This window comes from Nocardia sp. NPDC003183 (assembly GCF_053590715.1).
Genome location: NZ_JBSFTG010000001.1, coordinates 1,402,971 through 1,416,368 on the forward strand (window position 1 = coordinate 1,402,971; position 13,398 = coordinate 1,416,368).

Below are 13,398 nucleotides of genomic sequence, written 5' to 3' on the forward strand. Positions count from 1 at the left end.
CGACTCAGCGAGGGGTCGGGCACTGGCCTTCGTAGCGGCTCAAGCCGAGACCGTTGGCCTTCTTGCTTCGGCCTACGGGACCGTTCTTGGCGGAGCGGACCCAGGTGCCGTCGGTGTCGAGGACGGGCATGCGTTCGCTGAAGGCTCGGCTGTAGTGGATGGTGCCGTCGACGGTGAGGATGCCGTCGCGCACGTCGATATGGGCGACGGTGGCCCAGAAGGAGCTCTTGCCGTTGCCGATGATGACGATGATCTGGTCAGCATCCTTGTCGGGGAGGCCGTCGGGGCCGGGACGGCCGTAGCGGACGCGGACGCGGGGGTTGCCGAATTTGTCGATGGCGCCCGCACCGTTGTCCACGGATTGGTAGACGTTGAGCAGCAGATCACCGTTCTCGGTGGGGCGGACGGTGACCTGTTCGGTGGCGGGGAGATTGTCGGCCCCGGGGCCGCGGGTGTCGCCCTGGTGATGGATGAACGGCCACTGCGTGATGTCGCCCTGGTGGCCCTTCTCCCCGCTGAGGACCACGTAGTCGCCGGTGATCTCGTTGCGGCAGAAGAAGTACACGTCCAGGTCGCCCGTGCCGAACTCGGTGACACGACCGTTCGCGTCGTATTTCGCACCACGGCCGTCCCACTCGAGACCGACGGTCAGGACGTAGCCCGGATCACCCTTGCGCAGGTCGATCGTGGCGCGGCGATCCGGCGACTCCTTGGTCAGCACGACATCGACTTTGCGCAGATCGACCGAGGGCGCCAGGGGTGCAACACTCTGGGGTGCAGGCGCTTCGGCCACGTGCGAGGAGACGTCGGCCGGTTCTTCGTCGACGACGATGCCGTGATCGGTCGCGAACGCCGCCAGCCCCGCGCTGTATCCCTGACCGATCGCGTCGAGACGCCACCCACTCCCCCGCCGATACAGCGCGACGGCTTGCAACACCGTCTCCGAATCCAGCCCCGGCGGCACGAAACTCACCGATTGACTGGAACCGACGGCGCAGACCCGTAGCCCGGCGACCGCGCCGAACCGAATCCCCTGCGCCTCGGTGCTGCCGGTGATCACCACCCGATGGATCTCGGCGGGCACTGCCGAGAGATCGACCGCGACAACAGCATCGGATTCCAGCCGAACGCCCGACGCCGCCGGATTGTTGAAGAACACGAAGTCGGCATCGGAACGCACCTTGCCGTCGGCGGTCAACAGCACCGCCGCGATGTCCACCGCCCCGGCCGGGCTGTCGAGATCCAGGCGCACCGTGTACCGCCCGTCGACGAGATCGGTCTTGGACCCTTTGGACACCTCGACCATCGTTGCCGCACTCCCACTCATGATTTCTGCCCCTCCACCGGTCGGCTGAGCCCCACGGTACCCGCCGGGCCTGCCATCGGGCCTGCGTTCAGTGACCGGCACGGACCTGTAGGTACGTCCAAGCACGGGCGGAAAACCGTTGGGTTCGGTCACAGATCGAGACGCAGCGGTAGCGGGAGTGGTGAGTGTGTCGTTGACTGGCTGGATGGACGTCCGTGAACTGATCGACCGCAAGGCGGGTCGTCGGGTCTCGGTGGTGGTGCCCGCGCTGGATGACGAGGACACCGTCGCCGGGGTGGTCGCTTCGGTGACGCCGCTGCTCGGTGGGCTGGTCGACGAGTTGATAGTGCTCGATGCGGGGTCCGCTGATCGCACCATCGCGCGGGCGCGCGCGGCCGGGGCCGAGGTCTTCACGCGGGAGGAGGCGTTGCCGGGGGTGGCGGTGCGGCCGGGCAAGGGCGAGGTGCTGTGGCGGTCGATGGCGGTGTGTACCGGTGACCTGATCGTTTTCCTGGACGCGGATCTCGTCGACCCCGATCCGATGTTCGCGCCCACCTTGCTCGCACCGTTGCTCGCCGACCCCCACATCGCGCTGGTGAAGGGCTTCTATCGCAGGCCGACGACCGATGATGCTGACGGCGGTGGCCGGGTCACACAGCTCGTGGCGCGTCCGCTGCTCACCGCGCTCGCACCCGCGCTGGCCGAGATCATCCAGCCACTCGGCGGCGAATGTGGCGCCACGCGTGCGTTTCTCGGGCAGATCTCCATCGCCGGCGGGTACGGCGCGGAGATCGGGATCCTGCTCGATTGCTGGCAGCGGCGCGGTGTGTCTGCCATCGCCCAGGTCGACCTCGGGATCCGCGTGCATCGTCATCGGCCGACGCACGAACTGGCGGTGATGAGCCGCCAGGTCGTGGCGACTCTGCTCGACCGACTCGGCATCCGGGATTCCGGGATCGGCCTGGTGCAGTTCCTGCCCGGGGAAACCGGGTGGCGGCGAACACCTTCCGAGGTCAGCCTGGCCGACCGGCCACCGATGTCGCGCCACATCGCCGAGTACCGCGACATCGCCTGACACACGAGAACGCCGGCCCCGCGAGGGACCGGCGTTCACGCCTCACACAGCGACGAGACCGAAGTCGAGCTTCACCAATTGGTCGGCGCAATCGAAGTACCGGTCGTCATGGGTGATCACGATGACCGTCTTACCGCGGCGCTTCAGATCGGTGAGGATCTCGTGGTAGAACACATCGCGGAACCGAGGCTCCTGATCGGCGGCCCATTCGTCGAAGACATAGATCTGGCGGTCTTCGAGCAGGGCGGTGAGCAGGGCCAACCGCTTGCGCTGCCCCTGCGACAGGTCGACGGTCGACAACCGCCCGTCCTGCACCGTCACCTTGTGCGCGATCTGCAACTCGTCGAGATAACGCTGGACTTCGGCGTCGATACCGGGGCGGTCGAAACCCAGGTAATCCTCGAACAGATGGAAATCGGTGAACACCGCCGACGAATTCTGCCGGTACCACTCGATGTTGTCGTGGTCGATCCTCTCCCCGTTGAGCGACAACGACCCCGAGCGTGGCACATACAGACCGGTGATGAGCTTGGCCAGCGTCGACTTCCCGCTGCCGTTGCCACCGACGATGAACGTGATCTGGCCCGGTTCGAAAACCAGGTCGATCGGGCCGAGACGGAAACCGGCGTCCTCGGACTCGTCGCGCCCGGGCGGCGGAGCCAGCGGGCGCACATCCACGCCACCGTGGTCGACCCAGTTCTTGCCGTTGACATCCACCTGACCGCCGCCCGGATGCGCGCCGGGGTGAGCGGGATGCGGATGCGGCGGCCTGCCGTCGGCCTCGCGCGGCGGCATCCCCGGACGCGGTGGATGCCCACCCGGCCCGTGCGATCCCGGCGGCGGTGGCACCTGCGAGGGCGCCTCCGAACGATAGATGTAGCTGACGTTGGTCAGTTCCAGCTTGGCCTCCCCTGCCGCTGGACGCTCCGAATACGGCAGCGACTCCTCGTCGTGCAGCGTGGTCATCGACAGGTTCATCGCCCGGATCTTGGCCAGCGCCACATCACCACGCAGCAGATCGGGGATGCGGTGCATGAAGTTCTGCATCGGCATCGCCAGGAACGTGGTGACCAGCACGTAGCCGACCATCGTCTCGCGCGGCAGATCCAGTGCGGCCGCGATGACGAACAGGATCAGCGCCATCGTGCCCAGCTGCAACGCCTGGCCGAAGCCTTGGGCGTAGGAGAACTTCGAGCCCGCGTCGGTGTTCTGATCGCGCAGCGTGCCCGCCGAACCGAGCAGGTGCCGGTCCATGAAGTCACGGCGACGACCACGGTGCAGCTTCAGTTCCTTGATGCCGAGGGTGACGGCCTGGAACGATCGCAGCAACGCGTCCTCGTTCTCCCGAGCTTCCCGGTAGATACCGCGGACGCGCTTGAGAACCAGTTCGACACACGCGATGCCGACCAATGTGCCGCCGACCGTGACCGCGAAAATCGGTCCCGAAACCACGGCGAGGAACACGAAGCAGCCGACGATGGTCGCCACATCCACGCAGATCGAGGGAATGGCGGTGACGGCCTGCGACAGCGAACGCACGTCCTCGGTGAGCGTCGCCATCAGGCGGTGCATGCCGAGCCGTTCGAGGTGTTCCAGTGGGGCGGAGACGATTCCGGAGCTCAGGTCGCTGCGCAACCGGTAGATCGCGTCCTGGGAGAGCCGGATCAGCAGAACCTGCGACAGCACACCGCTGACGAGGATCACCAGACCCGTGCCACCGAAGCGCAGCAGCAGGTTGTCCGGCTGCGGGCGCGGCGAGACGACCGCGTTGATCAGCGTCACCAGGTAGGTGTTGGCGGCGCCGCAGATCAGGCCCGCGGCGACGACGGCCGCGATCCTGGCCGGCGACAGCGCGGCGAGAAAACGGAGCAGATGCATAACCTTCGGCTCTCAGCTTCGGATGACATCGAACACGATGCCCTCGAGGGTGACACCGGGTGCGAACGAGAACGCCACACCGGTAGAGATCGGTGTCGCTGTCTGTGCGTCGCGGATCATCCGCTCCAACACGAAGATCAGCGAGACACTGAGCATGTTGCCGTGCTCGGCGAGCACCGCCCAGCTCGGCGCCGCCAGCTCGGCGGGAATGCCGAGCGAATGCGCCGACTCCTCGATGATGCGGGGGCCACCGGGGTGGATCGCCCACAACTCGATATCGGACTTGCCGAGTCCGTTGCGCGCCAGCACTTCCGACACCACCGGGTCGACACCGCGGTAGATGTAGTCGGGCAGGCTGGTCGCCAGTTCGCAGGTGATGCCCGCGTCCTTCACGCCGAGCACGATGCCGTCCTCGGCGTCGTCGAACAGGTGGCTGAAGCTGTCGCGGATCACGACGCTGCCTGCCGCGAGCGGCTTGTGCACCTGGTTGGCGCCGATCACCACCGCCCCGCAGCCGTCACCGAACAGGCTGTGGGTGATCACGTCGTTGACGTCATCGTCGAAAACGGCGTTGACCGAACTCAATTCGATGCACAGCACCATCGCCTTCTTGTCCGGATGGGCCCGGACATAGTCGACGGCGGCGCGGATGCCGTTCATGGCCGCGGCGCAACCCATGAAATTGATGACCATCCGGCCGACCTTCGGCGACAGACCCAGCTGCTTGACCACCGCGACGTCGACGCCGGGAGCGATGAAGCCGGTGCTGGTCACGAAGATCAACTGGCCGATATCCTCGGCCGGGTCCTCCAGCCCCGCGACGGCGCGCTGGGCGACGTCGACGGCGAGCGGCACGGCGTGTTCGAAGAACAGGTTCATCCGCTCCCGGATGGTGCCGGGCTTGCGGCTGAACTCGAGGAACTCGGGGTCGAGTGGGTCGATGGCGAGGTGGCGGGTGTCGATCCTGGTCTTGGCGTAGATCCGCGGAATGCGCTGGCGCTGAGCGGGATCGGAGAACAGTTCGGCGACCCGGCCCGCGTTCACGGACTGCTCGACGACCAGCGAGGGCGAACCGGTGGCGACCGCTTCGATCACGCCGACGGTCGTCGGCGGCGTGGGTGGTAGCAGGTCGTGCCCGCGCTCGACGTCGGGCGTGCGGAGCAGGTCAAAGGAAACAGACACGGGCACAAATCCTTTCGAGACAGATCAGAGGTGGCAACGGGCCGGGTCAGACGGTTCCGATGCCGGAGAAGCCCTGCGCGGTGTAGACGACACAGGTCTTCAGCGCTGATGGTGCGCAGTGTTCGCGCACGAAACCCCACCGGTTCTCCTCGGCCTCACGGGAGGGCGCGAGCAGATAGGTCCGGCACAGCTTGGGGAAACGATCTCCGAAGAAGCTCTTGGCGGGCAGCCACTCCACACCGAACTTCGCGGCCTCCTCACGCACCACGTTCTCCGACGCGATGTTGGCGAAACCACTGCGCTGGAACGGAAGTACGTGATGAGCACGGTGCGAGCTCAAGCCCGCCGAGAGGAAGCAGTCGACGTACTTGTTACCGACCACGGTCAGGTCGTAGGCCTGCTCGAGCTGGTTCACCGCCCAGTCCTCGGTCTCGGTGTGCAGTTCCTCGGTCGGGATCTCGAAGTCGTGGCTGGCCACCACCATGAAGGTGCTGATCCACAGCGTGATCACGAACTGCAGGCCCCAGGCGAGCAGGTCGCCCGCGATGGCGAAGGCCACGAACTCGGCCACCAGCAGGAACCGCATCCCGAACGAGCCGATGAAGTGCGGCAGCGCGCCACGCCAGCTGCCGTACATGTCCTTGATGCCCACCTTGCGGGTGAGCCGGCAGACATCGAGGAGGCGAATGATCATGCCCGTCAGCAGATGTCCGAACTTGTGCACGGTGTGCACCGGCACCCGGTACAGGCGCGGGATCTGCATCATCATCGTGAAGACGTTCTTCTTGATGTCGACTTCACTCTGGGTGTGCGGGTGGTGCAGTAGCGCGTGCCCGTCGGCGGTGACGAAAGACAGTGCGACATAGTTCATGTCGAAGGCGTTGACCGCGTACTTGTTCAAGCCCTTCTGCGCGCGGTGGATCGCGTAGTGACCGAACCCGGCCAGTGAGCTGCGCAGCAGCACCATCGCGATCACGAAGGCGGGCAACGGCATCCAGCTCGTGTCGTAGAGGCGCAGCGCCTGCACGGCGATGTAGGCGAAGATCAGCACGCCGACGACGATGTTGAACGCGCGGTCCATCCGCTGCAGCCGGGCCGCCAGCTCGGGTTCCTTGAGCCGGGCCTTCACCTGGTGCAGCAGATCGGCCTTGTTGTCGAACTTGTACTTCGGGGTGTCGTCCCAGCTGTTGAAGCCGTCCTTGAACAGGAAGTCGGGGGCGTTGTTCTTCGGATGGATGTCCTCGGGCGTGGCATCGCGACCGAGACTGTAACGCTCGATCATCCGCGCGATTTTTTCCGGATCACGGTGGTAGGAACCGATGATCGAGGTGATATCGCGATTTTTCGTGCGGCCGATGAAGAATTCACCGCCTGGATGCTTGGAGATCCAGTCACTCAGGTCGTAGGCTCTGCCGTTATAAACCCATACGTTGTTGACGGGAGGCCGACCCCCCGGGCCGGGCGGTGGCGGGAGCTCGCGCTCCGCTTCATCAGGTCGATCATCGATCGTCATTAGTTCTTCCTCCGTGTCCGATCGGCGTCCGATGCGTGTTGCCTGCCGACCAGCGTCCCGACACGTATAGTCCTTGTGGCGCCTTGCATCTCGCTGAACATTCTCTTATTGGATGCGTACTCGTGCGTTCGTGATTCGTTTACCGCAGGCGACACCCAGACGACACACCGGCCCGGGGCTGCGGAGGGCACTGCGTGCCAGGCTCCGCTGACCCCGGACCGGTGTGGGTTGATCCGGTATTACCGGCGAATATCAGCCGGCGGGCTTGATGATGTTGACGGGCTTGGCCCAGTTCGACAGGCCGACGGTGACCTCACCCTGATCCTTCTTCACCACGGCGCGAACAAGATTCGGGCCGTCGCCGGTGGACGCGGCGTCCGAGGGCTTGGTCGAATCGGAGGCGGGCGGGGCGGTGTCCTGGATCCACACGGTGATCGGCATGGTGCCCGCGTTCTGACCGATGCGCGGCACGATCGGGTCGATCACAGCGGCGTCGATGGTGCCGGAGACCTTGACGGTGTTGATGCCGTCGATCACCTCACGGCCCTCGGTCTTCGCGTTCTGGATATTGGCGATCACATTCGCGATGCCCTTGTCCTTGTCCAGGATGACGCCCGGATCGTAGACCTTCTCCGCCGGGCCCGACGGCACGTAGCGGCCACCGGCCTGGGTGTACAGGACCTTGTCCACCACAAGGAACTTCGCCTCGGTGAACGAGGCTTCGGGGGTGAGCTTGACCTTCGCGTCACCCATCGCCGCGCCCGAGCCCTGGGTCTCGTTGGTGACATCGGCCGACACGGTTTCCACCGGCAGGTCGGGCAGGTTCTTGACGTTGATCTTCAGGTGCACGTTGTGCAGGGTCTGCGTGGTCTTCGCCGACTCCTTCACGATCTGTGCGCCCTCGGGCAGCTGGCCGGTGGGCGCCGGGCCCGCCGTGGTGGCCGAATCGTCTTTGGTGCAGCCGGATACGAGGGCCGCGCAGACCGCCGCCGCCGCGACGACCGAAGTGATGCCGGAACGTCGCGCGAAGCGCCGACGCGAGGTGGGGTTCGGTGTCATGTGGATCAAGTTTCATCCCCTGGAGATGGTCGCATATCGGTATAGGGCAGCCGAAGACCATCGTTCATCTCGTGCTCCCCCGTCGGCGATAGTACCTGAGGAATTCAGTTTGCGAGTTGTGTCTTCGCGCTATCGATTTCGGATATCTGAGTCCCGGCGTGATCCGCCATCACCCCAGGTCAGCCGACCGGTGGAATCGACGCCGATGATCTTCGCCGGGCCGCCGCCGCTCGTCGTCCGACATCGCCAGCAGCACGGAGAGCTTCGCGGCCTCGGCGTCGTCGACCGGGGTGAAGATCTGGATCCACTCGCCGTCGGTGGCGGGCAGACTCATGATCGTCAAATGCATCGCGAGGTCACCCACGGCGAGATGCTGGATCACCTTGACCAGGTTCACCGGCACCGCCACGTCGTTGCGAGCCCACATTCTGGCGAACTCGGCGCTGGAAGTACACAGCTCGTCGATCAACTCCTGCCAGGCCGGATCGTCGAGGTGACGGACCGACACACCGCGCAGGTAGGCAACCATGCGACGCAGATCATCGATGTTGTGCCGATAGGGATTGCAGCACTCCGGTGTCAAGAACACCGTGCGCAGCACATTGGCGTCGGGGCGGGCGAGGCCGGGAAACAACACGCGATAGGCGTCATTGTGCGCCAGGACGTCGTATCGGGAATCGAGAAGCACCGCGGGCAAGGGTGCGAGCTGGTCCAGGATCATCGGCAACCCGGGCGGCATCGCCGACTCCACCGCCGCAGCGGGCACCGACGGCACATCCGCGAGGCGATAGAGATGCACTTTCTCGGCGTGATCCAAGCCGAGAGTGCGCGCCACCGCGTCGAGCACCTGAACACTGGCGTTGATCGGTCTGCCCTGCTCCAGCCACGTGTACCAGGTGACGCCGATTCCCGACAGCTGCGCGACTTCTTCGCGCCGCAGACCCGGCGTTCGCCGCCGCGGGCCCGGTGGCAGACCCACATCCGCGGGGGTGATCTTGGCGCGACGGGACTTCAGGAACGCACCGAGCTGGGCTCGACGCTCGGTGCTCACCGAGCGCAGGTCGACCGCTTCACTCATCCCATCATCGTGGTCCATGCCGATCCTGGTATCCAGGTGGTGCTGGTACCCGGATCCGCTTGCGCTGCGTCGAATTCAGTGCGTGCGCAAATGCCGGTCCCGGCCGGTTCGAGCGCCGGATCACCGCTGCGCGATCAGTAGATTGTGGTCAACTCGACGCGCTCAGGAGGTTCCGCTGTGGCGGTACACACGCTCACCCTCGCCGTGGCCACGGCCGACGGCAAGGCCGATTCCTTCCTCGCCTACCCCGACGACAACGCGCCCCACCCCGCGGTGCTGGTGTTCTCCGACGCGTTCGGGCTGCGGCCGGTGGTGCGCCGTGACGCCGAACGCCTCGCCGCCCACGGCTTCACGGTGCTCGTTCCGAATCTGTTCTACCGCCACGGTTGCGCACCGGTGGTCGACCTTCCCGATGTCATCGGGGCCGACCGTCGCGGTGAGATCTTCGGTGTCCTGCGCCCGCTGCTGACCGCGTTGACACCCGAGCTCGTCGTCGCCGACGCCGCCGCGTATCTGTCGTGGCTGGCGGATTCCCCGCTGACCACGGGCAATCCGGTGGGCCTGTCCGGCTATTGCATGGGCGTGCGCCACGCACTACACACCGCCGCCGCCTACCCCGACCGAGTGGCCGCGGTGGCCGGCTTTCACGGCGGCCGGCTGGCCACCGAAGACTCCACCAGCCCGCACGCCGTAGTCGACCGAATCACCGCCGAGGTGTATCTCGCGCACGCCGACGCCGACCCCGGCCTCCCGCCGGAACAGATCGAACAGCTCGACGCCGCCTTCAGCGCCGCAGGCACCATCTTCCGCACCGAGGTGTATCCCGGTGCCGGCCACGGCTTCACCCAATCCGACACCGATGTCTACGACGCCGGGGCCGATGCCCGGCACTGGACCGAACTGACCGGCTTGTTCACCCGCGTTCTGCGCTGAACCTGCTCGGTAAGGCGGCCCGCGGGTTCGGCGACAACGGTGGTCAGCGGGCCCACGAACAGCCACCCGGCTGTGATCAGCAATCCGGACTCGTCGCTCGCGCAGCGACCATGTCGGTGAAGGCGGTGGCGACGAGGGCGACGGAGTGATCGGTGTCCGCGCTCAGTGCCCGCAGGGTCGCCAGCGCGCGGGTGCCGGGCAGCTCCACCAGCGCTTGGACGATCCGGATACGGATGCCGGCGTCGTCTTCGTGTGCGGTCAGCGCGGCGGTCAGCGCGCCCAGTATTCGATCCGCGGATGCCGGGTCCTGCGACAGCGCGCCGAGCACTTCGCCGGCGTCGACATCGTTGGTGCCCGCGATCACCATGGCCACCAGGATCGGTTCGGCCGCTCTGATCCCGCGAGTGCCGGCGGCCAGGGCCGCGGGAGCGCGGACGGTCGGGTTCGGGTCGTCGAGTGCGGCGGTGAGCAGCGCGGTCGCGGCGTCGCCCGGGATTTCCGCCACGGCCAGCACCGCCCGGCGCCGGACCTCGGCATCGGCGGCGGCCAGCCCGGGCGCGAGCCCGACCAGTCCGTCCTCGCCTGCCCGCGACAGCGCCCAGCGCAGGGCACCTGCCATGTTGGGTTCGGCCTCGGTGAGCACGGCCGCGGCCAGCATCTCGGTCGGCACCGGCACGTTGTCGGCCGGGTTCAGCACTGCCTGCAGGCGGCGGTGAGGGTCGGTCGAGCCGAGTGTGCGCATGAGTTCGACAATGCGTAGCGCGTCGTGCCAGTCACCGGGCTCGGCGTTTTCGACAGCGCGCAGACGTTCGAGTAGTTCGCGCTCGCGCGCCAGCCGTTCCTCGGTGCGTGCGATCAGCTCGCTCACCAAGGTCTGCGGCGTGAACGATCGGTCTGCGAGTACGCGAGCGATCTCGCGCAGCGACAGCCCGAGGGAACGCAGGCTCTCCACGTGGAAGATGCCGCGGATGTCGGCGTCGGAGTACTGACGGTAGCCGCCGACGGTGCGCCCGGTGGGCCGCACCAGTCCGAGCGAGTCGTAGTGGCGCAGCATTCGGGTGCTGACTCCCGAACGCCGCGCCACCTCGCCGATCAGCACGGTGCGCCGTCGAGCGCCGCGACTCTTTTCGCCGCGTCGATGTCGGGATCGAAGGCCGCGTCCGGGTCGCGCAGCAGCCGCTCGGTGGCCTGTGCGTGACCTCGCACGTGCGGGTCGGTACTGCCGGCCGCCCGGTGGAGCACCGTGGTGATCACCTCACCCAGGGTGGCCAGCGCCCGGCTCAGGCTGCGCCGAACATCTCGATCACCGCGCCCGAATTGGGTGGCCAGTTCGGTGGCCAGCGCCGCGCGCTCGGCATCGGGCACGAGAACAACCGCGGCTCGCCACGCGCTGCGGGCCACGTCGTCGTCGGGATCGCGCAGCAGCGCGGGGGTGATCGCCGGCCAGACTGCCGGATCGCCGATCTTGGACAGGGTGTGCAGCGCTTGGCTGCGGGCCTGGGCACCCCCGGATTCCAGCTCGGCGCGCAGCCGCGGCACGGTCAGCTCGCCGGGGAGCCTGGTCAGTGCCCAGGTGAGCATGTCGCGGACGAAGAAGTCCGGCTCCACGGCGCAGCGGTCGATCAGGACTCCGAGCAGCGCCGGGCGTGCCTGTGTGCCCGCGGCCAGGGCAGCCCGCAGCCGGATCGACGCAGTCTCCGCACTCAGTGCGGCAAGCAGCCGCGGGTCTACCGAGTGTGCTGGTGTCGAGTTCATGGGAACCACCTCCTGCCTCCAGTGAAGACGTTGTCACTGTGTCAGGGTCAAGCGCTCGATCGTGTCATGATGCTCAGCCGTGTCGCGGGGCCCCGATCCGTTGGATTCGACTGCCGAACGTGACTCGGTGGACGAATTGATCCTCGGCGCCCTCGCTCAGGTGTGGCTGTGCGACGAAAGTGCTGTGCCGACAAGGTTTTCCAGTGCCGCGCGGGCGTTGGCGACGGCGATGCGGGCGGCGATGACGGGCGAGAGCAGTGCGCGGGGTTTGTCGACGAGTCCCATCACCCGGTACAGGGTTGTCGCGACCGCGGTGTCACGCTCGGCGGCGATCAGCACCGGCTCGAGCGCCGCCACGGCGGCTCGGACCGGCAACGAGACACCGGCACTGACGTGTGGCATGGCGCCGTCGGCGATCACGGTGAGTTGCCAGGCATTGTCGATTTCCGGCGTGACCGCCGTGTAGAACCTGGTGGCAAGATTCTTTCCACCCCGCGCGAGGCACTCACGCAGCACGGCCATCTGGATCGCGGCGACAGTCATGCCCTGCCCGTAGACGGGGCTGAAGCTGCACAGACTGTCACCGACCGCGAGTAGTCCCTCGGGAAAGCGATCGAGCCGCTCGTAGCGTCGGCGCAGGTTGGCCTTGTAGCGGAAGGTCGAGATATCGCCGATGATTTCACCGTTCTTGATGGCATCGAGCACGTCGGGCGGGGCGATGGCTGCGGCGAAGTCGAGGAATCCTTCCTGGTCCCTGGGCGGCTCCTCGCCGTCGTGGCCGATCAGCGTCAGGATGTGCCGGTTGCCCTCGACGGCGAACAGGGCGAGGGCACGCGGGGGTAGATCGCGTACCCCGATCGTGACCAGCTTGTCGTGAGGCAATGCGTTCGGCGGCAGCTGGATGAAGGCGCTGCGGTAGATGATGTCGATCGCGGTGCCTTCTTCGGCTGGGCGGTCGTAGCCGAGCTTGTCGAGCCATGAGGGGACGACGCCGGCTCGACCCATCGATGCCACGACCAGGTCCGCGTCGATGGTTTCACGCGCCCCGTCCGAACGGTCCACGATCGCGACCCCGGATATCCGCGTTCCATCGGCGCTGACAACGAGCGACCCGGCATCACACCTGTCGCGAATGGTGACGTTGGGCAGCGCCGCGACCCGCGTGCGAAGGTGCTGCTCGAGGTGTGGGCGACTTGCCTGAAAGGCCCTGTGCCCGGTCGATACTCGTTTGAGGGTCCGACCGGCCATGGTGAAGCGGACTTCACGGAGCGCGTCGCATTCGACCACACCGCTTGTTCGCATGTCCTGCCCGAACCCTGGGAACAATTCCTCGAGGATGTCCTTACCCCGCGGCAGCAGCCCGTGCACATGACGCCCCTGCGGGACACCTTTTCGCGCCTCGGAGTCCGGGAGCAGGGCATCCCGCTCGATCACCGTCACGGTCGAGTAGGCCTCGCTGAGCACCCGAGCGGCCAGTAGCCCGCCGATGCCCGCGCCCAACACGACCGCGTGATCGCCGATTCTCCGCATGCCAAACCTCCGAACGTCGTTGTTCCGAGTCCTGTTCATGGATCGAGTCAGGGATCCACGACTGAGACTGAATGCCAATATAGTCTCAG

The 13,398-nt window shown here is 66.6% G+C and carries 11 protein-coding genes; 2 read left to right on the plus strand and 9 right to left on the minus strand.

From position 1 onward, the window contains the following. Nucleotides 1-4: 4 nt before the first annotated feature. Nucleotides 5-1,327 (minus strand): TerD family protein, encoded by a 1,323-nt coding sequence (locus tag ACWDXS_RS06425; RefSeq protein ID WP_449962749.1) that lies wholly within the window; start codon nucleotides 1,325-1,327, stop codon nucleotides 5-7. A 184-nt stretch (nucleotides 1,328-1,511) separates the two neighbouring features. Between ACWDXS_RS06425 and ACWDXS_RS06430 the strand changes: the two genes are divergently transcribed. Then, a complete protein-coding gene (locus tag ACWDXS_RS06430; protein ID WP_449962752.1) occupies nucleotides 1,512-2,381 on the plus strand; it encodes a glucosyl-3-phosphoglycerate synthase in 870 nt (289 codons plus the stop codon). A gap of 42 nt (nucleotides 2,382-2,423) precedes the next feature. Here ACWDXS_RS06430 and ACWDXS_RS06435 read toward each other — a convergent pair whose 3' ends face one another. From ACWDXS_RS06435 to ACWDXS_RS06455, 5 genes are all read right to left on the minus strand, one after another. Beyond that, nucleotides 2,424-4,259 (minus strand): ATP-binding cassette domain-containing protein, encoded by a 1,836-nt coding sequence (locus ACWDXS_RS06435; RefSeq protein WP_449962755.1) that lies wholly within the window; start codon nucleotides 4,257-4,259, stop codon nucleotides 2,424-2,426. Nucleotides 4,260-4,271: 12 nt separating this feature from the next. Then, nucleotides 4,272-5,441, minus strand: a complete 1,170-nt coding sequence (locus tag ACWDXS_RS06440) for a type III polyketide synthase (protein ID WP_449962758.1) — start codon at nucleotides 5,439-5,441, stop codon at nucleotides 4,272-4,274. A 46-nt stretch (nucleotides 5,442-5,487) separates the two neighbouring features. Continuing rightward, on the minus strand, nucleotides 5,488-6,954 hold the full coding sequence (locus tag ACWDXS_RS06445) for a fatty acid desaturase (protein WP_449962761.1): 1,467 nt from the start codon (nucleotides 6,952-6,954) through the stop codon (nucleotides 5,488-5,490). A 252-nt stretch (nucleotides 6,955-7,206) separates the two neighbouring features. Next, complete coding sequence (locus ACWDXS_RS06450) at nucleotides 7,207-8,013, minus strand: LppX_LprAFG lipoprotein (protein ID WP_378995946.1); 807 nt, start codon at nucleotides 8,011-8,013, stop codon at nucleotides 7,207-7,209. A gap of 169 nt (nucleotides 8,014-8,182) precedes the next feature. Continuing rightward, nucleotides 8,183-9,091: a helix-turn-helix transcriptional regulator gene (locus ACWDXS_RS06455; protein ID WP_449962765.1), complete on the minus strand. Its 909-nt coding sequence runs from the start codon at nucleotides 9,089-9,091 to the stop codon at nucleotides 8,183-8,185. 177 nt (nucleotides 9,092-9,268) lie between these two features. Here ACWDXS_RS06455 and ACWDXS_RS06460 point away from each other — a divergent pair, with 177 nt between their 5' ends. Continuing rightward, nucleotides 9,269-10,024, plus strand: coding sequence for a dienelactone hydrolase family protein (locus ACWDXS_RS06460; protein ID WP_449962768.1), 756 nt, complete (start codon nucleotides 9,269-9,271; stop codon nucleotides 10,022-10,024). Nucleotides 10,025-10,100: 76 nt separating this feature from the next. On the opposite strand, the gene ACWDXS_RS06465 is transcribed toward ACWDXS_RS06460, so the two are convergent. The 3 genes from ACWDXS_RS06465 to ACWDXS_RS06475 form a co-directional block, all read right to left on the minus strand. Beyond that, nucleotides 10,101-11,123 carry a MerR family transcriptional regulator gene (locus ACWDXS_RS06465; protein ID WP_449962771.1) on the minus strand — a complete coding sequence of 341 codons (1,023 nt, stop codon included), beginning with the start codon at nucleotides 11,121-11,123 and terminating at the stop codon, nucleotides 10,101-10,103. Next, nucleotides 11,117-11,779, minus strand: coding sequence for a HEAT repeat domain-containing protein (locus ACWDXS_RS06470; RefSeq protein ID WP_449962774.1), 663 nt, complete (start codon nucleotides 11,777-11,779; stop codon nucleotides 11,117-11,119). Before ACWDXS_RS06470 ends, ACWDXS_RS06465 begins: the two co-directional genes overlap by 7 nt. A 156-nt stretch (nucleotides 11,780-11,935) precedes the next feature. Then, the gene (locus ACWDXS_RS06475) at nucleotides 11,936-13,309 is read right to left on the minus strand and encodes an FAD-dependent oxidoreductase (RefSeq protein ID WP_449962777.1); all 1,374 of its coding nucleotides are present in this window, start codon (nucleotides 13,307-13,309) and stop codon (nucleotides 11,936-11,938) included. Nucleotides 13,310-13,398: the final 89 nt, after the last annotated feature.